Source organism: Pseudomonas sp. LBUM1657 (assembly GCF_059716075.1).
The window spans coordinates 2,741,699-2,764,315 of record NZ_CP166799.1 but is presented as its reverse complement, the minus strand read 5'-3'; the positions used below and the strand labels follow the sequence as shown (position 1 = coordinate 2,764,315).

The following is a 22,617-nucleotide window of genomic DNA, read 5'->3' as shown; positions in this document are numbered from 1 at the left end:
CGGTGCTGCCGACTCTAGAAAACCGACCAGCCAATCCGCTGACTCAGCAACTCCAGCGCGGCCATGCCCACGAGGGAGTTGCCGGCGGTGTTGAGTTCCGGTGACCAGACGCACACCGTGAATCGCCCGGGCACCACCGCGACAATTCCGCCCCCCACCCCGCTCTTGCCGGGCAAACCGACCCGATAGGCAAAGTTGCCGGCTTCATCGTAGAGGCCGCTGGTGGCCATGATCGAGTTGACTTGCTGGGTTTGCCGAGCGCTCAGGATCTGTTCACCGCTGTGCTTGCAGAAGCCGTCGTTGGCCAGAAAACAGAACGCCCGGGCCAGGTCCACGCAATTCATGCGCAGCGCGCAATGGCTGAAATAGCTGCGTAGCACCGCTTCGACATCGTTGTGAAAATTGCCGAACGACTGCATCAGGTAAGCCATCGCAGCGTTGCGTGCGCGGTGCTGGTACTCGGATTCGGCGACCTTGCCGTCCACCAGCACCTGCGGGTTGCCGGACAAACGCCGGACAAAATCGCGCATCGACAGCGCGGGTGCGGCAAAGCGCGACTGGTTGATGTCGCAGATCACCAGCGCGCCGGCATTGATAAACGGATTGCGCGGGCGGCCGCGCTCGAACTCCAGTTGCACCAGCGAGTTGAACGGTTGCCCGGAAGGCTCGTGCCCCAGGCGCGACCAGATGGCTTCGCCCGAGTGTTCGATGGCTTGCACCAGGCTGAACACCTTGGAAATGCTCTGCACCGAGAACGGTGTATGGGCGTCGCCAGCGCAATACAGCTCGCCGTCATTGCCATACACAGCAATGCCCAACTGATCGGCGGCCACCGTGCCGAGCGCAGGAATGTAGTCAGCCACCTTGCCCTGGCCGATCAGGGGCCGGACAGCGTCCAGGATTTCGTTCAACAGCGTTTGCATGCCGGGTTCCGAAGTCTCGCCCCATGGGATTGCGGGGACACTGACGCTAGACGCCACTGGTCGGAGGCGGATCACAATCTCGAAACACCACTGATCCCCTGTGGGAGCGGGCTTGCTCGCGAAAGCGGTGTGTCAGACAAATCACCATCGCCTGACACACCGCCTTCGCGAGCAAGCCCGCTCCCACATTTTTTGTTTTGTGTTGGCTGTGTATCAGTGTGTGTACAGCCGCCCTCCTGACACATCAATCCCTCATAACCCCAGGCCAAAGACACATCGCAGATACACCCGCTTGGTGAAATGAGCCTCTCGATTGGCCAAGCCGATCAAAGCGCTCAACTCACTCAATGCTACGGAGTATCACCATGTTTAAGCTCTCGACTTCTTCCCTGACCCTCGGCCTGATCATCGCGGGCGGCCTGGCTTTGTCCAACATCGCTTCGGCCTCCGAGTCCGAGGCGTTCAGCATGAAGCAACTGGCCCACGGCTACAGCCAGGTTCAGGCCGACACCGCTGAAAAACCCGCCGAAGGCAAATGCGGTGAAGGCAAGTGCGGCGACGGCGAGTAACCCTTTTCGCGCAACACGCCGTGCCCCAAATCCCTGACTGAACGGAGCTCAAACCCATGAACACCTCACTCTCGTCGGCCGTCAAAGGCCTGCACCTGAACCTCGACCGTGCCGGTAGCTGGATCGCGCCCCTGACCTTGCGGGTGTTCCTCGCCTGGGAGTTCTTCGAGTCAGGTCTGGAAAAATTCAATGGCCAGAACTGGTTCGCCGATATCCAGGACCGCTTTCCATTTCCGTTCAACCACGCGCCGGCCACGCTGAACTGGGAACTGTCGCTATGGGCCGAACTGATCTGCGCCCTGGCCTTGCTGGTCGGCCTGGGAACGCGAATTTCGGCGATCATTCTGATCGTGGTCACTGTCGTGGCGACCGCTGCCGTTCACTGGCCGGCCGATTGGTCTACATTGAGTGAGCTTGCCCAGGGTTACGCCATCAGCAACAAGGGGCACGGCAACTTCAAACTGCCGCTGATCTACCTCGCAGCCCTTCTGCCGCTGTTGCTCTCGGGTGCCGGCAAGCTCAGCCTCGATGCGTTGCTGGCTCGATTCTTCTGGCGGCGCAACAATCGCTGAAATGCTACCGTGGCAGGCTCCACCCTCCACCTCACTTGTAGACAGGAGCCACCATGAGCGTGACCACCCAATGGATCGAGATCGACAGCGCCGACGGTAAATTCGGCGCTTACCTGGCGATTCCGCATACCCTCAAGGGTCCGGGGATTGTGCTGATCCAGGAGATCTTCGGCGTGAATGAACACATCCGCTCGGTCGCCGAGCAGTACGCGGCCGACGGCTACCTGGTGATCGCACCGGATCTGTTCTGGCGCAGCGGCCAGCGCATCGAACTGACCTACGACGAAGCTGGCTGGAAACGCGCCGTCGAATTGATGAACGCCACCGATATCGACAAGGCACAGGCCGACATCGAACTGGCCATCGACGCTTTGAAAGCCCAGCCGGGTCTGGACGGAGGGATTGCTTCCATTGGTTACTGCTTCGGCGGCTTGCTGTCGTACCACACGGCCGCCAACGGTCTGGTGGACGTGGCGATCGCCTACTACGGCGGAGGGATCCAGAATCAACTGGACCGAGCCGATGAAATCGAAGTGCCGCTGCTGATGCACTTCGGGGAAGCGGACAGCCACATCCCACTGGAAGCCGTGGAGAAGATCGCCGAGCGTTTCGAGAACAACGATAACGTGGAGATTGTTGTGTATCCGGAAGCCGAACATGGCTTCAACTGCTCCCATCGCGACAGCTACAACCAGCGCGCAGCGGCGGAAGCCCATGGCAACACGTTGATCTTTTTGGGCCAGGAACTGTAAGACCGGGTCGGCAAAAAAAGGGGACTTCCATCGTTGCGATGGAAGTCCTTTTTTTGCCCCTGTGCTGGCCTCTTCGCGGGCAAGCCACGCGCCCACATTGTCATGCATTCGCCTGTGGAGCGTGGCATGCCCGCGAAGAGGGGCGACACAGTTTCAAGCCGGTTAAAGATCTTCCATTGTGTCGATCACTGCCAACTTCGGATGCGCACTGCGCTCATGCACATGAGCGGCGGGCGTGCGGTCGATCAGCAGGCTCAGCAGTTCCGGACGGCTGTAGTGACCGCGGGAATCCATCATGCGTTTGCGTTTGTCGATCAGGCTCATGTCGAGGTCGACGATGACCTCGCCTTCGCCTTCGGTCAGGGCGCCCAGCACCACGCCGTCCGGGCTGATGATCGCGGTGAAGCAGCCACCGGAAATCGGGCCGATGGGGCAACCGGTATCGGCCATGATCTGCGCCTGTTGCTCTGAATTGAGCCAGGCGGTGGAGTTGACCACGAAGCACGCCGATTCCAGCGCATGCTGGCGGATGTTGACCTCCATTTGCGACGTGAACAGTGGGCCGGCAAAAGACCCTGGGTACATCGAGGCATGGATCTGTTCGCCATCGGCCATCAAGGCGTACCGGGCCAGCGGGTTGTAATGTTCCCAGCACGCCAACTGGCCGATGCGCCCTACCGCGCTGTCGGTGGCACGCAGACCGGAGCCGTCGCCCATGCCCCAGATCATGCGTTCGTGGTAGGTCGGGGAAATCTTGCGGCGGTGCTGGATCAGGGTACCGTCGGCGTCGAACAGCAACTGCGCGTTGTACAGCGTACCGCCGTCACGTTCGTTGACGCCGATGGACACGACCATGCCGGCCTGTTTGGCGGCGGCGCCGATGGCATCGGTGGCGGCCGACGGCACGGTCACAGACTGGTCCTGCAGTTTGAGGTGTTCCGCAGCCATTTCGAACGGCGACTGCACGAACGAGAAGTACGGGTAGTAAGGCACGATGGTTTCCGGGAACACGGCGAACTGCACGCCTTGCTCTGCGAGTTCGAGAATCTTTTGTATGACTTTGTCGACGGTGCCTTCACGGCTGTAAAGCACCGGGCTGATTTGTACGGCGGCGGCTTTGACGAGGGTCATGGCGGTGATCTCATTGAGGAAATGGACTTCAACGAGATCAAGATTACGACAATAATATTTAGTCCTGAATGTCGTATACACAACCTTTCAGGACATCGCGAACATCAGCCTCGATTAGCCCGCTGGATCACTTGCGGCGGTTGACCGAATGCGCGGATAAACGCTCGGCGCATACGTTCCCGATCGCCAAAACCGGTCTCCGTCGCCACAACATCGATGGCGTGGCGGCCAGTTTCCATCATCAGACGCGCGGACTCGACACGCAGGTTTTCAATGGCCTTGGCCGGTGATTGACCGGTTTCGGCGTGGAACACACGGCTGAACTGCCGCGGACTGAGGTTAGCCGCGCTGGCCAGTTCTTCGACCGACAGCGCGGACTTCAGATTGTGCTTGGCGTAGGTCAACGCTGCCTGGATGCGATCAGTCTTGGGCTCCAGTTCGAGCATCACCGAGAACTGTGATTGCCCTCCCGCGCGCCGGTGATACACCACCAATTGCCGGGCCACCTTTCGCGCCACTTCCGCGCCCAGATCCTTTTCTACCAGGGCCAGCGCAAGATCGACGCAAGCGCTCATCCCCGCCGCCGTCCAGAGGTTGCCGTCGTTGATGAAGATACGGTCCTCTTCCACCTTCACTTTCGGGTACGCCCGCTGCAACGCCGGGGCGTGACACCAATGCGTGGTCGCCCGCCTGCCATCCAGCAAACCGGCCTCGGCCAACGCGATGGCGCCGGTGCAGATCGACCCCAGACGCCGGGTGCTCCGGCTGGCGTCGCGCAAAAACTCCACCATGCCAGGCGATACCGGACGGATCAGGTTGTCGCCCATCACCAGCAGCGTGTCGAACGAGCGCTGGTCGAACGCCGTGGTTTCCACGCCAAAACCGGCGGAGGTCTGCACCGTACCGCCGTGCTCGGACAGCAAGGCAATGCTGTACACCGGCTCGGCGGTGGCGGTGTTGGCCAACTCGAACGTGGCGCACATGGCCAGGCCTAGTACCTGAAAACCGGGGTAAACGATGAGTCCGATGTTATGCATGACAGCAGTCTCTTTGACCTTATAAGTGGTGTAACGCGTTATTCAGCCATTGGTTTTGCACTGTACGCCCTTATTGGGTCTATACATAACTGTAATCAATTGGCCGAAAACAAGAGGCACAGGCCATGGACAACAAGGGTTCAGGCACGAATCTGGCCTTCTGGCTGCCAGGCAGTGCGGTCATCCTCAGTCTGGTGGTCTCGATGTTCGCCCTCAACCGCGAACCTTTCCTCGAACCGCGGCCCGTCGGCGCGCAGTTTCAGGCGCAACTGCCTATCGAAGCGAGGCTATGGCAAGACCCTTTCGATGCGGTCGAGCGCTATCGCAAGAAGCTCACGGACAGCCAGAACCCTGACGTTGAAAAGGTATGCAGTCCCGATATTTCTCCCTTGCCCGGAGAAAAAACCGCCCCCGACATCATGGTCGCGCTGGTCGAAGGCGGCCCTTACGCCGATGAAGTCGAACGCCGTCGGCGCATCCGCTATGCCCTGCTGGCGGGGTTCAAGAATTCCCATCGTGTGCCGGATCAAGAGCAGTACATCCATTGCTTGAGACTGTCCGCCGACCTGTCGCTTGATGCGCCGCAGAAAAGCGGTTTCGTCGACGCGCCCTATGAAATGTTCGTCTCCAATCCATTCGACCCGCCGACGTCACTTGAAGGCGCCCCGCCACCGCCTGACCGAACGATCGTGTTCTGGCTGAAACAGGACGCGCTCGGGTCAACCCCACTGCAGCAACTGGAAAAACTACGCCAGACCCTGAGAAACAAAGTCGCTATGGCGTGCTCTCCACTGCCGTGTTCCGAGCCACCTGGCAATGGCGTCATGAAGGTGATCGGTCCTTCTACCTCGACCGTCTTGCGCGACATGTTCCAGGACCAGGACATCGGCAAAGCCACTTCGACGATCGAGATCTATTCGCCGCTGGCCACGGCCGATAACGAGACACTGGATCGCGGGTACACAAAGCTTTCTCCACCGCTGGCGAACAGAGTGCCGATGAAGTTGCTGCGCACCGTCAGCGACGACGGCACCATGACGCAGCTGATGCTGGAGGAGCTGAAGTTGCGCCGTGTCGATCCGGCCACCGGCGTGCGGTGCAGCGAAGGCAAACTGCGACGGGTCGGATCACCGTGCACCCGCGATCTTCGTCGCAGCGGTAATCGCATTGCCTTGATTTCCGAATGGGACAGTTTCTACAGCCGCGCACTGATCGAAAGCTTCAAAGCGCAGGTGGCCAACGATGCCCGCCTGGGCAGCGACGAAAAAAACCACAGGGACGTGGTCGATCAGTGGATTTTGCGCTTCAGCTATTTGCGCGGCCTTGACGGACGCTTGCCGGAGGAGTCCGCGAGCAACGACAAAAGCGCCAGTAGCGATCCTGGCAAGACCGGCAAAGACGCCGGCCAAATCGATCTCAGCCCGCTGGAAAAATCCGATGGCAATTCCCAGCTCGACTACCTGCGACGCCTCGCCGACCATATCGCCCGCGAGGACGCGGCCTATCGACGCAACGGCGAAAGCGGCATCGGGGCAATCGGCGTATTGGGTGTCGATGCCTACGACAAGCTGTTGGTGTTGCAGGCCCTCAAGAGTCGGATGCCGTACAAGCTGTACTTTTCCACCGACCTCGATGCACGCATGTTGCAACGGGGCCAGGCGCAAACCACCCGCAACCTGATCCTGGCCGCGCCCTATGGACTGACGCTTACGCGCGCCCTGCAACAGGACGTCCCGCCGTTTCGCGACAGCCTGCAAAGTTCGGTGTTCATCTCGGTGCTGGCCGCGCTGGCGCCGCAATCCTTCGACGCCAAGCGCGCGAAGTTCGACTATTCCAAATCCGAACTGCTGTCGCCGGGCATCTATGAAGTGGGCATCAGCGGCTTCATTCCCCTGGCGAGCCGACTGACCGCCTCGCGCCCCGCCAATTGTGAAGCCCCGACACAATCGCAATCCGATCGAGGCGTACGCCCGCACGACCTCATGGCGCTGCGCTGCCTTCAGGATCGATCGCCACCGCCCTACCCCGAAGCCTCCAAATCAGTGCGCGAGCGATTCAAGCAAACTCAATCCTTCTACTGGGCCGGGCCGCTGACGCTCACGTTGCTGGTGCTGGCCGGGTTCATCGTCTGGTGGCGGATCGAGGGCCCGCACAATGACCACGACGCACGGCTGGCCTGGGTCCGAGGTGTGCCGATAACGTTGTTTATGGTGGCGGCGGTCTGCGCATTTATCGCCACGCGGTTCTGGCACGCGGAGTTCCTTTGGTTCACGTTCGTGCTGATCCTGCTGGGTATCTTCTCTTCGAACCTGATCCGGCGCTCCACGCGGCAACTGGCGGTCGCCCAGGACCCGACGGGCAGCGCAAACACTGGCGTATACAACGCCCGGGCGTGGTACATCGTCGTTCCCTTGGTGATGTTTATCCTCGGATTGATGTTGGCCTATCAGATGCGCAGCACCTTGACGAGCGACGGCCTGGGCGAGCCGATGTTCCTGTTTGAAGGCATCAGTGCCTGGCCAACCGTGGCCCTGCGTCTGCTGGCGATCCTGATATCGCTTTCGGCATTGGCATGGGGCTGGCGCAACCTGCGTATCAACCGGGCCGAGATCGAAACCACCTACCATTTGCGCCTGCACATGCGCCAATACGAGATGACCTTGTGGGGCCAGTTTCGGCGCCTGATTCGCAGAGGCCGAGACTGGACATTCCGCCGTTGGTGCAACGAACTGGGCCACTGCCTGCTGCTGATTTTCTTCCCGCTCATGAGCCCCAGCGATGAATGGTCAAAGACCTGCGCCCCTGCCCAGGCGGCCTGCACCGATGGGCGCAAGATGATCTCGATTGCACGCTTCTGGGGTGAGCACTGCGTCTGCGGTTCCTTCGGCGCCCGGATGCTGCGGGCGATGCTCGCCACTTGGGTGTACGTCGTGGTCACCAGCGTGTTGTTCGTCGTCTGGCCGATGGAGGGGATGCCCGTTCGCGGTGAGTCGGTGTGGTGGATGCTGAGCTGGCTGATGCCAACCCTGGTGTTCCAGGTCCTGGTGTTCTGGGTGGTGGACGCCAATCTGCTGCTGTCGCGGTTCATCCGCCATCTCAGCGAGCATCACGCGATCTGGCCCGGGACGTTGCAACTGGAGCACAAGGAAACCTTCGGGATGCTCAGGCATCCCTGCATCGACGAATGGGTGGATTTGCAGTTGATCGCCAAACGCACCTCCGCCGTCAACCGCCTCATCTACGCGCCCACGGTGGTCATGCTGATCCTGCTGGCCTCGCGCAGCAGCGTATTCGATAACTGGCCAACACCGCCCGGCCTGATCATTTCGTACCTGGTGACGGCGCTGCTGCTGCTCTTCTCTGCGCTGTCGCTGCGGCGTGCGGCAGAAAAGGCACGCACGGTGGCCTTGCAACGACTGGACAGCTATCTGCTGGAGACCGCTGACACCACGCCCGGCTACGCCAAGTTCAAGATGATCCGCGAGCGGGCCGCGACGCTCGATTCCGGCTCGTTCTCGCGTTACTCCGAGTCCCCGCTGATCAGGGCGCTGCTGCTGTCGTTGACCGGCATCGGTGGCTCGGCCATTGTCGATGCATTGAACTATGCGAAATTCTAGCCGGTGAACGGAGGTGTCTGAGATGCAACTCATCACAGTGAAAATCGACAAGCCACAAGACACGAACTTCATTTTTGGCCAGACGCATTTCATCAAGTCCGTCGAAGACATCCACGAAGCGTTGGTCAATGCCGTGCCCGGTATCCGGTTTGGCGTGGCCTTTTGTGAAGCGTCCGGTCAATGCCTGGTGCGTTGGTCCGGCACCGATGACGCCATGCTCGAACTGGCCCGCAAGAATGCGCAAGCCATCGCCGCCGGCCACAGCTTCATCATTTTCCTCGGCGACGGTTTCTATCCGCTGAACGTGTTGAACACGGTGAAAATGGTCCCGGAGGTGTGCCGTATTTTTTGTGCAACGGCCAACCCGACTGAAGTGATTGTCGCTGAGACGGAACAAGGGCGAGCGATCCTGGGCGTCGTGGATGGCTTCTGTGCCAGCGGCATTGAAGGCGACGAAGACATCCAGGACCGCAAAAACCTGTTGCGCCAGATCGGCTACAAACTATGAGTGGCCGGGACAACATTCGGTCAACCGGGCGCTGAACGTCACACCGTTCAGCGCCCGGTCCTTTACGCCTGAGAGGCTTTTTGCAGGCCTGGCAGCACCGAACCTGCGCCCATCGCTGAATGAGCAGGAATCACCTCTGCCTGAGCCGTCTCGGATTTCTCCTCTTCGGCCTCGCCATTGAGCGCCTGGTGCTGGAAGACCAGACACCGACCCGTGCAGATGTCTATGCCGTTTACCCGCAACAATTGCACCTGTCGGCACGGGTGCGCAGCCTGATCGATTTCCTGGTTAAGCGCTTCAAAAACATCGACCATCTGGATGAGCCGGAATCGACACTCGATTGAGTTTTAAACAGCCTGAAACAGTTAATGTTCAAGGCGGTAAACAGCCGTCAAAGCGCTCTGGCATGGGGCCTGGCGGCAGTAGTTGCCCCCTGTATGACGCTGTTCATACGATCAATCGGCTCAATACCTGACGCCCGCCTCATTGAATAACACGATCGATGTGCCGCTCTTGATATCATCCAGCACACTAATATGAAGATTTAATGGCTGGAAGGTCTTTTTTGTGAACGTCATCCGTCCCTGGTTGCGGCATCCCTACGCCCGACTCATCGCCCTGATCGGCCTGGTGCTGATCGTACCTGTGTGCCTGCGCGCGGCACTGGGCTGGACCGATCCTCTCGGTTATCTGTCTGACCTGGGCATTGCCGGCCTGATGATCGTCCTGCTGCATCGCCGTCCCTGGTGGCTGGCACTGCCGGTGTTGTTGGCCTGGGGTGTCATGACGCTGGCGAGCGCCGAACTGGTCAGTGCCGTGGGCCGTTTGCCCAATGCCTCGGACCTTCACTATCTGATCGATCCTCAATTTCTGGAAAATTCTACCGGTGGCGGTTTCGCCCAACCCTGGCTGGCCGCCGCCCTGTTGTTCGGGCTGATGGCTTGGCTGATCACGCTGTGGATCGGCCGTTCGACACCCGCCCCAGGCTTGCCCCGAAAGGCCTGGGCCGCCCCGCTTCTGCTCTTGATTGCCCACGGAAGCGCTCAGCATTTCTACCCGTCCGATGCCGATCAATGGCGCCTGTTCAACCTGCCTCATCAGCTGCTGGCCACCAGCGTTGGCGAGCTGCAAATGCGCGCCGAGGATTGGCTGGAAGGTGATGTCGTCGATGTTCCACCGCAGATGGCGGGGCTCACTCAGCTCGATCTGGACGCAGAGAAACTGCTCGCGGAACCGGGACGCGCACGCAATGTATTGATCGTCGCGCTGGAAGGCATTCCTGGCGCTTACATCGGCGTCAATCGCCAGGCCTTGCACAGCAGCTATCAAGAAAACCTCATGCCCACTCTCAGTCGCTGGGCAGAACGCGGCATGAATACGCCGGACTATGTGCTGCACAGCCACCAAACCATTCGCGGCCTGTACGCCATGCTTTGCGGCGATTACGACAAGCTCGACAACGGCACGCCCAAGGGCGTCGAGATGCTGACCCAGAACGAGCGCAACCAGTCTTGCCTGCCGGCCCAGTTGCACAAAAACGGTTTCGCCACTCATTACCTTCAGGGTGCCGGCCTGCGCTTCATGGCTAAAGACAAAATCATGCCGCACATCGGCTTTGATGCCACTCACGGCCTGGAATGGTTCACCAACAGCAACTACCTGGAATTCCCGTGGGGCAAGGATGACAAAGCCTTCTTCGAAGGCGCCCTGGATTACGTCGAGCAACTGGGCAAGCAGGAAGAACCGTGGATGCTGACCCTGCTGACCGTTGGCACGCACCAACCCTACTCGGCTCCCGACGATTACCTTGAGCGCCACGACACACCCAAGCAGGCGGCCGTCGCTTATCTGGATGATGCCCTTGGGGAATTCCTCAGCGGCCTGGAACGTCAGGGCATCTTGAAAGACACGCTGGTGGTGATCACCTCGGACGAATCTCACGGCATCGATGGCGTGCGCCTGGCGTCCTCCTGGGGTTTCAACCTGATGCTGGCACCCGAGCAGGATCAGTTGCCCAAGGTGAAGTCCGGCGTGTACGGCCATGTCGATCTGAGCGCTTCGATACTCGACTATCTGGCGTTGCCAGTCCCGTCGGCCTTGAGCGGTCGCTCGCTGTTTCGACAGTATGAAACGGGCCGCGAGATCATGTCGTTCACCAACGACAAGCTGCGTTATCACGATGGCCAGGGCACCTTGACCGAGTGTGACTTTCAGCAGCGTTGCCGGTATTACACCAGCGAAGGTTTCATCGCCGAACGCGTGACCTTTGCCGGTCAGTACGGCGGCCAGCGTGCTCGACAAATCACCGCAAGAGCCACGGCCCTGGATCATTCGTTGCTGCGCACGCCGCTCAACCAGCATTACCAGTTCGGCAGCCCGGCCATTATTCCGCTGCAAGCGCAGATCAAGGATGACTGGGCCGACAACCTGATCGGTGCCCAGTATCTGGAAATGCCCAAGGGCTCACAAACACGGGTACGTCTGACCGTGCGCTCGCTCGATCCGCAGCAAAATGCGTACATTCTGCTCAAGGCCAAGGAGCTGGAGCAGGATGTCCCACTGGGCCTGCCGGCGGAAATGGTTGTCACGGCGGATCAGCCGCTGGAAATGGATTTCAGTTTTGATAATCCAGAGCCGCGCAAGGCCTTCTCCTTCCATCTATTGGGTTATGGGTTCGGTGCCGTTGAGGTGAGCGACTTCAGCGTCATAACCGAGGTACCGGGGCAAGAGGAGCCTCAAGCTGAAACCATCGACGACGATATTGCCCAATCGAGTTGAGTTTTCGTACCCCAACCTATTCAGCGGAGCCGTCCGTGCCGGACTCCCGCTGCCAGGCCCGCTGCAACAAATCGATGACCTCTCGATCCGGGGTCTGGGAAAAATCCATGTACCAGTGGCCGATGGACATGAACCACTCGGGCATGACCGGGCATATCAGCTCATCCACTTCACTGCGCAGCGCCTCGGCCGTTTCCTGCGGCGCCACGGGCACGGCAACGACGATGCGGGACGGCGCCTGCACCCGCACCGCGTGGATCGCCGCCATCATCGAAGCGCCTGTCGCCAGGCCGTCGTCGATCAGGATCACCAGCTGATCCTTGAGTTGCACCGGTGCCCGCGTTCCCCGGTAAACCTGCTCACGACGTAACAGTTCCCGGGTTTCCCGTGCGACCACCGCATCGAAACCAGCCCGATCAATCGGGTGAGCCCGCAGCGCGTTTTCATTACGGATTTGTATACCGCCGCTGGCAATGGCGCCCATGGCGAACTCCGGCTGGGACAGAACCCCGAGCTTGCGCACCAGCATCAAGTCCAGGCGAACCTTCAGGGCCGTGGCCACTTCAAAGGCGACCGGAACACCGCCACGGGGCAAGGCGAGGACGATGACATCGGGTCTATGGGCGTATTTGCGCAGCGGTTCCACCAGACGTCGACCGGCCGCTGCCCGGTCCTGCAAGATGGTTTGCATTTTTGAAAACCTCCTCAGGCGATCTTCGTCTGGTGGCCACCCCTAGACCGCCAGAACGCTGCAAGGCACCTGATACAGAATATGTTCGGTTGTGCTGCCCAGAAGTTTTTCCAACCCATGGGATCGGGTGCGGCCCATCACGATCACATCCACTTGATGCGCATTGGCGAACTGGCTCAACACCGAGACGGGATGCCCCTTGATGAAATGTCGACGATCAGAGGGCACACCAAACCGACCGGCCAACGCGAGGAAGGATTTTTCCAGGTCTTTGCGCAACTCCCTGGTCAACTCCGACAGCGTCAGAGCGCCACCTAAATCCTCCAGAAAGGCTGCCGAAATGTCACAGGCGTACAGCAAGTGCAACTCGGCATCACACTGCAGCGCGAGACTGGAAGCCTGCTTGATGATCCGGTCATTGAGCTCGTTGTCCGCCGACCCGTTCTCCAGCACTTCGACCGCTGCCACGATCTTGCGCGGCAAGGCGTAGCCACTCCCGCCAATCAGATAAACCGGCACCGGACAGTGGCGCAGCAGGTGCCAATCCAGCGGGGTGAAGAACGCGCGCATCAACGCAGGTTCATGCTGCACCTGCTTGATCAACAGATCGGGCTGCATTTCCGTGACGTGTTCAAGGATGGCTTGCTGCATGTCATCAGCCCATGCCACTTCCGTGGTGACGCCGAGCCCACTGTCACGCAGTGTTTTTGCCTGAGCCTCGAGCCAAACGTGATGCTCCTGCAGGTAGTTCTCCCGAGCCGTCTCACGCACGCCTTCTTCGAGCAGTGACAAAACATCCAGCGATTTGATCAACGCGGCGATATGCAGACTCGCACCGCTGGCATCGGCCAGCGCGGCTGCATGGTTTATCGTCTGGGAGTGACGCAGCACCGGGTTGATGATCAGTAAAAGGCGTTGATACTGGCTCATGATCTGACTCCAGACAGGTGGATCTTCGCTGGATCAGGCACCAGCGTTTATCCAGACTCCACCCACATAGTCTTCCTGACGTTGATCTATATCAAATCGGGTTCAATGCGACGCCCCACCACGCGGCTTATAGAAGCGAAACCTGCCGATCACGGCCGTCCTGATGTACTTCCTGGACCAGTCGGGCTTTACGTTCCTGTCATGGAAGTAGGTCGCGCCAAGGGATCGATCGGCGAGTTGCTTGTTGAGGGCCTTGCGCGCAATTTCCTTGGCAATCGTATATTCGGTGTCTTCCTTGACCTGATCCGCACGGCCATCGCACCACCATGAGAACTGACAGTTGCCGGTTTCAGATCCTTGCTTGACCACTGCGCACACCGTATCGGGAAAGCCTTCATTGCCCAGTCGATTCATCACGACACTGGCGACGGCTTCCATCTCGGCGGTTTCACGGCCCTTGGCTTCCCAGTAAATGGAACGCGCCAGGCAGGTGATGGCATCGTCCAGCGGCGCGGCGCCTGCCGGGTCGACCGCCTGGACTTCGGAGGTGGTGATGGCTTCGGATTTGGGCACCGGCAGCTCGGCGCCCTTCTCCGCCGCTTTCTGCTCCAGGACCTCGGCCTTGTCTTCGGCCACTTCCTGTTTTTGCTCTTGCTCGGATGCCAGTGCCTGGCCGCCAAGAAGGGTGATTGCCAAGCAGGACGCTATCCAGATAACTCGCATGATGGACCCTTTTGACCGGACCGGATTTGAGCAAGAAACGATCGGCACTGGCGCGAGCCACAGGGGTGGCTTTGCTTGATTGTAGTCGTCAAAAGTCATTCCAGGCGACGCACAATAAAGTGCATTTCGGCGCGAAAAGGCATTGCGCTCGCAGGGGGGGAATCGCGCATCATGGGCGCAGTCTGTTCAAGGGAGATTTCCATGCGTGTCCTGTCATCCGTTATGCGTCTTGCCACGTTGTCACTGGGTCTGTTGTTCGCGATGAATGCGCTGGCGGTCGACGAGAAACAACTGATCGACGCGATCAACCTCTACCGCAGCCAGCCGCAAAGATGCGCGGGGCAGGCATCGCCGGAGCTGCCACCGCTGGCCGGCGATCCACGGCTGGCGCTGTCCGCCACCGGCATCGGCAATCTGCAGCAGGCGTTGGTCACCGCCAATTATCAGATGGTCAACGCGCAGGCGATCAGCTTGTCCGGGCCGCGTGACGCGCAGTCCGCCATGACGGCGATTCGCGAGAGCTTCTGCCAGGTGGTGCTGGACCCGCAATTCGTCGATGTCGGCGTCAGTCATCAGGACCGTGAGTGGCGCATCGTGCTGGCGCGTCCGCTGTTGTCCGGGCGCCTGGGCGACTGGCAGGCCGAAGGCCAGAAACTGCTGGCCGAAATCAATGTCGCGCGCGCCCGGCCGCAGCAGTGCGGCACGCAATCCTTTGCCGCCACCACGCCACTGGCCTGGAATGCCACGCTGGCGACGGCGGCCGAAACCCATTCCCGGTCCATGGCCAACAACAACTACTTCGATCACAAGGACCGCGATGGCCGCACACCGGGTGATCGGGCGGAACTGGCGGGTTATAGCGGTCAGGGAATCGGCGAGAACATCGCCGCCGGCCAGGACACCGTGCGCAAAGTGGTCGATGGCTGGCTGGCCAGTCCCGGTCATTGCGCCAACCTGATGAAAACGGAATTCAGCGAACTCGGCGCGGCCTATGCGGTTGATCCGAAGAGTGACTCGGGGATCTACTGGACGGCGATGTTTGGTACGCCGTGAGTGTCCGGCTACTGAATCAGACACTGTCCCAGCGCATCGAACACCACGCGATGCGCTGAACAGGCGCCAATCATCATTTCTTTCGATCATTTACATCATGACGGCCAATTTTTTATTTTCGTGCGAGTTGTTCAAGATGGCTGCACTTTTAGTATTCCGGATGAAGACTTCATGAATCTCAATTTTGCGTTTGCGTGCATGATCGTCGTGTCGTTCACGATCGCGTTGGTCCACGGTTGATCGACAACGGCCGCCCCATTAAAAGTGCCCTGACATCCCCGACTATCCAAACCGGCCCCTCACGGCTACTGTCATTGGCTCAAAGCGCATTGAAAAGGGAGCAACCGCTTGAGCCAGTCGCCCTCCTCGGCCACCGAACAGGATCTGCAAAAGCCTGAACCGATTACCCTGCGCGAAGCTTTCCGTTTCTGGCTCATGCTCGGCTTCATCAGTTTCGGCGGGCCGGCCGGGCAGATTTCGATCATGCATCAGGAACTGGTCGAGCGACGGCGCTGGATATCGGAGCGGCGGTTTTTGCATGCACTCAACTACTGCATGTTGCTGCCCGGCCCCGAGGCTCAGCAACTGGCGACCTACATCGGCTGGCTGATGCACCGGACGTGGGGCGGCGTGATAGCCGGCGCGCTGTTTGTGCTGCCGTCGCTGTTCATCATGATCGCGCTGTCCTGGGTGTACATCGCCTTCGGTGAAGTGCCGGTTGTGGCGGGATTGTTTTACGGGATTAAGCCGGCGGTGACCGCGATTGTGGTGCAGGCGGCCCATCGTATCGGCTCCCGAGCCCTGAAGAACAACTGGCTATGGGGCATCGCCGCCGCGTCATTCGCGGCGATCTTCGTGTTCAATGTGCCCTTTCCGCTGATTGTGCTGAGCGCGGCAGTCATTGGTTATGTCGGCGGACGCCTTGCCCCGGAGAGGTTCAGGGTCGGCGGCCACAGCGCTACCCACAAATCATTCGGTCCTGCGTTGATCGATGACGACACCCCTGCCCCCGAACATGCCCGATTCAGCGGTTTGAAACTGCTGCGCCTGGGGATTCTGGGCGCCGTCCTGTGGGCACTGCCCATGGGAATACTCATCGCGCTGTTTGGCTGGGCAGGTACGCTGACCCAGATGGGCTGGTTCTTTACCAAAGCGGCACTGCTGACGTTTGGCGGCGCGTACGCCGTGCTGCCGTATGTTTATCAGGGTGCAGTCGGCCATTATGGGTGGCTCACACCGACACAGATGATCGACGGTCTGGCCCTCGGCGAAACCACCCCCGGACCGCTGATCATGGTGGTGGCCTTCGTCGGTTTTATCGGTGCCTATGTTCATCAGGTCTTCGGCCCCGATCAGGTATTCCTCGCTGGCGCCCTCGCCGCCACGCTGGTGACCTGGTTCACCTTTCTGCCTTCGTTCCTGTTCATCCTCGCCGGTGGTCCACTGGTGGAGTCCACTCACAACGAGCTCGGATTCACCGCGCCTCTGACCGCGATTACCGCAGCGGTGGTCGGAGTGATCCTCAATCTCGCGTGTTTCTTTGGCTATCACGTGCTCTGGCCCAACGGCTTCGGTGGCCACCTCGACTGGCCTTCGGCGCTGATCGCGATTGCAGCGGCCATTGCGTTGTTTCGTTTCAAACGCGGCGTTATCCCGGTGCTGATTGCCTGCGCCCTGGCAGGATTGGTCGTTCATCTCTTACAGCCTTAAAAGCCATTCGCTGAAGTGACGCCCGTCGGGGCGTCACTGAGCGCATGCGGCTTCCCACCCTTCAGTCCCCCCGTCTTTGTGCTTTTTGTCGCCTTCCGACCAGAAACTCATTTCTGGCTCTTGCGCATCCGGTATTATGGTATACCATCAGACGCACAGACACTTCTTATCCCCCATACGGAGCAGCTCATGAGTTTCGAAATCCGCAAGATCGTCAGCTATGTCGAAGAAACCTTTATCGAAGGCGGCAAAGCCACCGATACGCCAGTGACCATGGTCGGTCTGGCCGTGGTGATGAAAAACCCTTGGCTGGGTCGCGGCTTCGTCGAAGACCTGAAACCGGAAATCCGCGCCAACTGCTCCGACCTCGGTGCACTGATGGTTGAACGCCTGGTGGGCATCATCGGCGGTGCCGAGAAGATCGAGGCTTATGGCAAGGCTGCCGTGGTGGGCGCCGACGGTGAAATCGAGCACGCCTCTGCCGTCATCCACACCCTGCGCTTCGGCAACCATTATCGCGAAGCGGTGAAAGCCAAGAGCTACCTGAGCTTCACCAACAAGCGCGGCGGCCCGGGCACCTCGATCCAGATTCCGATGATGCACAAGGACGACGAAGGCCTGCGTTCGCACTACATCACGTTGGAAATGAAGATCGAAGACGCGCCGCGCGCCGATGAAATCGTGGTGGTCCTGGGTTGCGCCGATGGCGGCCGCCTGCACCCACGCATCGGCAACCGTTACATCGACCTGGAAGAACTGGCAGCGGAGAACGCTCAGTAATCAAGGTCAGTCACTACAACAAAAAGGCATGCAGGAGCGCTCCATGATTCGGCTCACCGCTGAACACACCCCGGCTGGCACCAGTTACCTGGCGACCGGCCAAGGCCAGCCTGTGGTTTTGATCCACGGCGTGGGCCTGAATAAAGAAATGTGGGGCGGCCAGGTCGTTGGCCTGGCCACGAAATACCGCGTGATTGCCTACGACATGCTGGGGCATGGCGCCAGCCCGCGACCGGAAAGCGGCACCCCTTTGCTCGGTTATGCCGACCAGTTGCTGGAGCTGCTCGATCACCTGCAATTGCCTCAGGCGACGGTGATCGGTTTTTCCATGGGCGGGTTGGTCGCACGGGCTTTTGCCCTGCATTACCCGCAACGCCTGCAAGGCCTGGTGGTGCTCAACAGCGTGTTCAATCGCAGCGCAGAACAACGCGCCGGCGTCATTGCCCGCACCGCTCAGGCGGCTGAACACGGGCCGGATGCCAACGCCGAAGCCGCCCTGTCTCGCTGGTTCAGCCGCGAATACCAGGCGGCCAATCCCGCTCAGATCACCGCCCTGCGCCAGACCCTGGCAGGGAACGATCCGCAGGGTTACCTGACCACCTACGAATTGTTCGCGACCCAGGACATGTATCGCGCCGAGGACCTGGCCAGCATTCAGGTGCCGACACTGGTCGCCACCGGCGAACTTGACCCGGGCTCGACACCGGAAATGGCCAAACAATTGGCCGAGCGCATTCCCGGCGCGACAGTTGCCGTACTCGCCGATCAGCGGCATATGATGCCCGTAGAATCGCCGCGCCTGGTCAACCAGCTGTTGCTGGAGTTTCTCGCCACCGCGCACTCCCGACAAAACCAGATAAAGGGGATCGTTGCATGACACTCGCACGCTTCCAGATGTGCATCGGCGGTGAATGGGTCGATGCCCTGTCCGGCAAGACCTTTGAAAGCCTGAACCCGGCCCTGGCCGAAGCCTGGGCGCAATTGCCCGATGCCGATGAAGCCGACGTCGAGCGCGCCGTGCAGGCCGCGCAAACGGCCTTCGACAGCCCGGCCTGGCGCGGCCTGACCGCCACCGCTCGCGGCAAATTGCTGCGACGCCTGGGCGATCTGATCGCCGAAAACAAAGAACAACTGGCGCAGCTGGAAAGCCGCGACAACGGCAAGCTGATTCGCGAAACCCGCGGCCAGGTCGGCTACCTGCCGGAGTTCTTCCACTACACCGCAGGCCTGGCAGACAAGCTCGAAGGCGGCACCCTGCCCCTCGACAAGCCCGATCTGTTTGCCTACACCGTGCACGAAGCCATGGGTGTGGTCGCCGCGATCATTCCCTGGAACAGCCCGTTGTACTTGACCGCGATCAAACTGGCCCCGGCCCTTGCGGCGGGCAACACCATCGTGATCAAACCATCGGAGCATGCTTCCGCGACCATTCTTGAGCTGGCCCGTCTGGCTTTGGAAGCAGGCATCCCGCCAGGCGTGGTCAACGTCGTTACCGGCTACGGCCCAAGCACTGGCGCAGCCCTCACCCGCCATCCGCTGATCCGCAAGATTGCCTTCACCGGTGGTGCAGCCACGGCGCGGCATGTGGTGCGCAGCAGCGCCGAGAACTTCGCCAAGCTATCCCTGGAATTGGGCGGAAAGTCGCCGAACATTATCTTCGCCGACGCCGACCTCGACAGCGCCATCAACGGCGCGATTGCCGGGATCTACGCAGCCTCAGGACAGAGCTGCGTCTCCGGCTCGCGACTGCTGGTGCAGGACGAAATCTATGACGAGTTCGTCGAGCGACTGGTCGAACGCGCCAAACGCATCCGAATCGGCAACCCACAGGAAGACAGCAGTGAAATGGGTCCGATGGCTACCGCGCAGCAACTGGCGGTGGTTGAAGGCCTGGTGGCCGATGCCATCGCCGAGGGCGCGCGTCTGCGTCTGGGCGGCAAGCGTCCGCAGAATCTGGGCGAAGGTTGGTTCTACGAGCCGACGTTGTTCGAATGCGATCGCAACTCGATGAAGATCATGCAAGAAGAAGTCTTCGGTCCGGTGGCTTCGGTCATCCGTTTCAAGGACGAAGCCGAAGCCCTGGCGATCGCCAACGACTCGCAGTTCGGCCTCGCCGCCGGCATCTGGACCCGCGACCTGGGCCGCGCCCATCGCCTGGCCCGTGACGTGCGCTCCGGGATCATCTGGGTCAATACCTACCGCGCCGTTTCGGCCATGGCGCCGATTGGCGGCTTCAAGAACAGCGGCTATGGACGCGAGAGCGGCATCGATTCGGTGCTGGCCTACACCGAGCTGAAAACAGTGTGGATCAACCTCTCCCAGGCGCCGATGCCTGATCCGTTTGTGATGCGCTAGGAGTCCTGCGAAATGATCGAACCCGGCATTTACAAAGACGTCATGAGCTCGTTTCCATCCGGGGTCACGGTGGTCACCACCCTGGACCCGGACGGCGGCATCGTCGGCATTACCGCCAGCGCCTTCAGTGCGCTGTCGATTGATCCGGCACTGGTGCTGTTCTGCCCCAACTACGCCTCGGACACTTACCCGATCCTGCGCGACAGCAAGCAGTTCGCGATTCACTTGCTGTCCGCCGACCAGACCGCCGAAGCCTATGCGTTCGCCGGAAAAGGCAAGGACAAGGCCAACGGCATCGACTGGCACCTCAGCGCACTGGGCAACCCGTTGCTGGGCAAAGCCACGGCGATCATCGAGTGCGAACTGTGGCGTGAATATGACGGAGGTGATCACGCGATCATCGTCGGCGCGGTGAAGAATCTGATTCTGCCCGAGCTGCCGGTGACGCCGATGATCTACCACAAAGGCAAGCTGGGCCCGCTGCCCACCCTGGCCTGATGCTTTTTTCATGTGGGAGCGGGTTTGCTCGCGAAAGCGGTGGGTCAGTCAATATTGATGTCAACTGACACACTGCTTTCGCGAGCAAGCCCGCTCCCACAGGTCCCCCCCATTTTTCAGGAGCCAGCATGAGCCCAGCAGCTTCGCAACTGTTCCGCCAGCAGGCCTATATCAACGGCCAATGGCTGGATGCGCCAGACGGTGCGCAACAGGACATCTTCAACCCGGCCACCGGCGAGCTGATCGGCCGGGTGCCGAATCTTGGCGCCGAGCACGCCCGTCAGGCCATCGTCGCGGCCAATAAAGCCTGGCCCGCGTGGCGTGCGCTGACCGCCAAGGAGCGCAGCCAGACGCTCAAACGCTGGCATGCCCTGATGCTGGAAAACGCCGATGCATTGGCAGAAATCCTCACTCTCGAACAAGGCAAGCCACTGGCCGAAGCCAAGGGCGAAATTCTCTATGCCGCCAGCTTCATCGAGTGGTTCGCCGAGGAAGCCAAACGCATCTACGGCGACACCATTCCCAGTCACAAAGGTGATGCGCGCATCGTCGTCAGCAAAGAGCCGATCGGTGTCGTCGCGGCCATCACCCCGTGGAATTTCCCGGCGGCGATGATCACCCGCAAGGCCGGTCCGGCGCTGGCGGCCGGTTGCCCGTGCATCGTCAAACCGGCACCGGAAACACCGTTCTGCGCCCTGGCCATGGCCGCGCTGGCAGAGCAGGCCGGGATTCCACCGGGCATTTTCAATGTGATCACCGGCGACGCCGTGGCCATCGGCGCCGAGCTGACGGCCAGCCCGCTGGTGCGCAAGCTGTCGTTCACCGGTTCCACCGCCATTGGCAAATTGCTGATGGCGCAGTGCGCGTCGACGCTGAAAAAAGTTTCTCTGGAACTGGGGGGCAATGCGCCCTTTATCGTCTTCGATGATGCTGATCTGGAGCGTGCCGTGGACGGCGCCATGATCGCCAAATTCCGCAACGCCGGGCAGACCTGCGTCTGCGTCAATCGCTTCCTGGTGCAGGACGGCATTCATGACGCCTTCGTCACGCGGCTGGCCGAGCGCGTGGCTCAACTGCAAGTCGGCAGCGGTTTCGATGCAGGCGTCAATCAGGGCCCGCTGATCAACGAGCGTGCCGTGGCCAAGGTTGAAGATCACGTTCAAGACGCGCTGGCTCAGGGCGCCCGATTGCTCTGCGGTGGCGAACGCCATCCGCTGGGGCACGGGTTCTTCCAGCCGACGGTTTTGTCTGGCATCACCACGCAGATGAAAGTTGCCAGGGAAGAAACCTTCGGCCCGCTGGCAGCGGTGTTCCGCTTCGACACAGAAGCCCAGGCTGTGCACCTGGCCAACGACACCGAATTCGGTCTTGCCGCTTATTGCTACACCCGGGATCTGGGCCGCGCCTGGCGCATGAGCGAAGCGTTGGAGTACGGCATGGTCGGAATCAACGAAGGGTTGATTTCCACTGAAGTCGCACCTTTCGGCGGGATCAAATCCTCGGGGCTGGGCCGCGAAGGTTCCAAGTACGGCATCGATGATTACCTGGAACTCAAATACACCCTGATGGGTGGGCTCGACGACTTTGGGAGCACACGACGATGAGCAACGAGAAGTATGAACAAGGGCTGAAAATCCGCACCCAGGTGCTGGGCGAAGCCTACGTGAACCGCTCCATCGAGAACGCCGACGACTTCACTCGACCGCTGCAGGAGATGGTCACCGAATACTGCTGGAGTCACGTCTGGGGCCGTGAGGGCTTGTCGCTTAAAGAACGCAGCATGATAAACTTGGCCATGATTTCGGCCCTCAACCGGCCTCACGAACTCAAGCTGCATGTGCGTGGCGCCTTGCGTAACGGGCTGACTCGTGAACAAATACGCGAAATTCTGCTTCAGGTCGGTATTTATTGCGGTGTCCCCGCTGCCGTAGACAGTTTCCGGCTTGCCCGTGAAGCGTTCGCCGAATCCGATGCCGAGGCCTCCAGTTAA

Annotated in this window: 20 protein-coding genes and 1 pseudogene; 15 read left to right on the top strand and 6 right to left on the bottom strand. The window is 60.3% G+C overall.

The genetic code is table 11. From position 1 onward, the window contains the following. Positions 1 to 14: 14 nt before the first annotated feature. Entirely contained in the window at positions 15 to 923 is a 909-nt protein-coding gene (glsB, locus tag ACA055_RS12780) for a glutaminase B (protein ID WP_497683955.1), read from the bottom strand. A 365-nt stretch (positions 924 to 1,288) separates the two neighbouring features. Here glsB and ACA055_RS12775 point away from each other — a divergent pair, with 365 nt between their 5' ends. From ACA055_RS12775 to ACA055_RS12765, 3 genes are read left to right on the top strand one after another with little or no spacing between them, the layout of a single operon-like run. Further along, positions 1,289 to 1,492 carry an HvfA family oxazolone/thioamide-modified RiPP metallophore gene (locus ACA055_RS12775; protein WP_497683954.1) on the top strand — a complete coding sequence of 68 codons (204 nt, stop codon included), beginning with the start codon at positions 1,289 to 1,291 and terminating at the stop codon, positions 1,490 to 1,492. Between the two features lie 56 nt (positions 1,493 to 1,548). Beyond that, entirely contained in the window at positions 1,549 to 2,064 is a 516-nt protein-coding gene (locus tag ACA055_RS12770; RefSeq protein ID WP_497683953.1) for an HvfX family Cu-binding RiPP maturation protein, read from the top strand. A gap of 53 nt (positions 2,065 to 2,117) precedes the next feature. Further along, positions 2,118 to 2,816, top strand: a complete 699-nt coding sequence (locus ACA055_RS12765) for a dienelactone hydrolase family protein (RefSeq protein ID WP_497683952.1) — start codon at positions 2,118 to 2,120, stop codon at positions 2,814 to 2,816. A 162-nt stretch (positions 2,817 to 2,978) separates the two neighbouring features. Here ACA055_RS12765 and ACA055_RS12760 read toward each other — a convergent pair whose 3' ends face one another. Then, the gene (locus tag ACA055_RS12760) at positions 2,979 to 3,947 is read right to left on the bottom strand and encodes a nitrilase-related carbon-nitrogen hydrolase (protein ID WP_497683951.1); all 969 of its coding nucleotides are present in this window, start codon (positions 3,945 to 3,947) and stop codon (positions 2,979 to 2,981) included. A gap of 104 nt (positions 3,948 to 4,051) precedes the next feature. Then, positions 4,052 to 4,984, bottom strand: coding sequence for a GlxA family transcriptional regulator (locus ACA055_RS12755; protein ID WP_497683950.1), 933 nt, complete (start codon positions 4,982 to 4,984; stop codon positions 4,052 to 4,054). Positions 4,985 to 5,109: 125 nt separating this feature from the next. Here ACA055_RS12755 and ACA055_RS12750 point away from each other — a divergent pair, with 125 nt between their 5' ends. From ACA055_RS12750 to ACA055_RS12735, 4 genes and pseudogenes are all read left to right on the top strand, one after another. Continuing rightward, on the top strand, positions 5,110 to 8,601 hold the full coding sequence (locus ACA055_RS12750; protein WP_497683949.1) for a hypothetical protein: 3,492 nt from the start codon (positions 5,110 to 5,112) through the stop codon (positions 8,599 to 8,601). A gap of 22 nt (positions 8,602 to 8,623) precedes the next feature. Next, positions 8,624 to 9,109, top strand: coding sequence for an adenosine-specific kinase (locus ACA055_RS12745; protein ID WP_497683948.1), 486 nt, complete (start codon positions 8,624 to 8,626; stop codon positions 9,107 to 9,109). 182 nt (positions 9,110 to 9,291) lie between these two features. Further along, a pseudogene (locus ACA055_RS12740) lies at positions 9,292 to 9,453 on the top strand (LysR family transcriptional regulator); the annotation flags it as partial. 223 nt (positions 9,454 to 9,676) lie between these two features. After that, on the top strand, positions 9,677 to 11,887 hold the full coding sequence (locus ACA055_RS12735; RefSeq protein WP_497683947.1) for an LTA synthase family protein: 2,211 nt from the start codon (positions 9,677 to 9,679) through the stop codon (positions 11,885 to 11,887). A 16-nt stretch (positions 11,888 to 11,903) separates the two neighbouring features. Here ACA055_RS12735 and ACA055_RS12730 read toward each other — a convergent pair whose 3' ends face one another. The 3 genes from ACA055_RS12730 to ACA055_RS12720 all read right to left on the bottom strand — a co-directional run bounded on the left by ACA055_RS12730 (position 11,904) and on the right by ACA055_RS12720 (position 14,231). Further along, positions 11,904 to 12,578, bottom strand: coding sequence for a phosphoribosyltransferase (locus ACA055_RS12730; protein ID WP_497683946.1), 675 nt, complete (start codon positions 12,576 to 12,578; stop codon positions 11,904 to 11,906). A 42-nt stretch (positions 12,579 to 12,620) separates the two neighbouring features. Then, the gene (locus ACA055_RS12725; RefSeq protein WP_497683945.1) at positions 12,621 to 13,508 is read right to left on the bottom strand and encodes a universal stress protein; all 888 of its coding nucleotides are present in this window, start codon (positions 13,506 to 13,508) and stop codon (positions 12,621 to 12,623) included. Between the two features lie 102 nt (positions 13,509 to 13,610). Continuing rightward, positions 13,611 to 14,231, bottom strand: coding sequence for a cell wall hydrolase (locus tag ACA055_RS12720; RefSeq protein WP_497684401.1), 621 nt, complete (start codon positions 14,229 to 14,231; stop codon positions 13,611 to 13,613). 201 nt (positions 14,232 to 14,432) lie between these two features. Here ACA055_RS12720 and ACA055_RS12715 point away from each other — a divergent pair, with 201 nt between their 5' ends. The 8 genes from ACA055_RS12715 (at position 14,433) to ACA055_RS12680 (ending at position 22,617) form a co-directional block, all read left to right on the top strand. Beyond that, complete coding sequence (locus tag ACA055_RS12715; protein WP_497683944.1) at positions 14,433 to 15,284, top strand: CAP domain-containing protein; 852 nt, start codon at positions 14,433 to 14,435, stop codon at positions 15,282 to 15,284. Between the two features lie 348 nt (positions 15,285 to 15,632). Next, complete coding sequence (chrA, locus tag ACA055_RS12710) at positions 15,633 to 16,994, top strand: chromate efflux transporter (RefSeq protein ID WP_497683943.1); 1,362 nt, start codon at positions 15,633 to 15,635, stop codon at positions 16,992 to 16,994. Positions 16,995 to 17,183: 189 nt separating this feature from the next. Further along, entirely contained in the window at positions 17,184 to 17,774 is a 591-nt protein-coding gene (locus tag ACA055_RS12705; RefSeq protein ID WP_497683942.1) for an amino acid synthesis family protein, read from the top strand. 43 nt (positions 17,775 to 17,817) lie between these two features. Next, positions 17,818 to 18,651: an alpha/beta fold hydrolase gene (locus tag ACA055_RS12700; RefSeq protein ID WP_497683941.1), complete on the top strand. Its 834-nt coding sequence runs from the start codon at positions 17,818 to 17,820 to the stop codon at positions 18,649 to 18,651. Continuing rightward, the gene (locus ACA055_RS12695; protein ID WP_497683940.1) at positions 18,648 to 20,129 is read left to right on the top strand and encodes an aldehyde dehydrogenase; all 1,482 of its coding nucleotides are present in this window, start codon (positions 18,648 to 18,650) and stop codon (positions 20,127 to 20,129) included. The genes ACA055_RS12700 and ACA055_RS12695 overlap by 4 nt, the downstream gene beginning before the upstream one ends. A 12-nt stretch (positions 20,130 to 20,141) precedes the next feature. Further along, the gene (locus ACA055_RS12690) at positions 20,142 to 20,627 is read left to right on the top strand and encodes a flavin reductase family protein (RefSeq protein ID WP_497683939.1); all 486 of its coding nucleotides are present in this window, start codon (positions 20,142 to 20,144) and stop codon (positions 20,625 to 20,627) included. Positions 20,628 to 20,755: 128 nt separating this feature from the next. Beyond that, positions 20,756 to 22,231 carry an NAD-dependent succinate-semialdehyde dehydrogenase gene (locus ACA055_RS12685; protein ID WP_497683938.1) on the top strand — a complete coding sequence of 492 codons (1,476 nt, stop codon included), beginning with the start codon at positions 20,756 to 20,758 and terminating at the stop codon, positions 22,229 to 22,231. Further along, positions 22,228 to 22,617 carry a carboxymuconolactone decarboxylase family protein gene (locus ACA055_RS12680; RefSeq protein WP_497683937.1) on the top strand — a complete coding sequence of 130 codons (390 nt, stop codon included), beginning with the start codon at positions 22,228 to 22,230 and terminating at the stop codon, positions 22,615 to 22,617. The genes ACA055_RS12685 and ACA055_RS12680 overlap by 4 nt, the downstream gene beginning before the upstream one ends.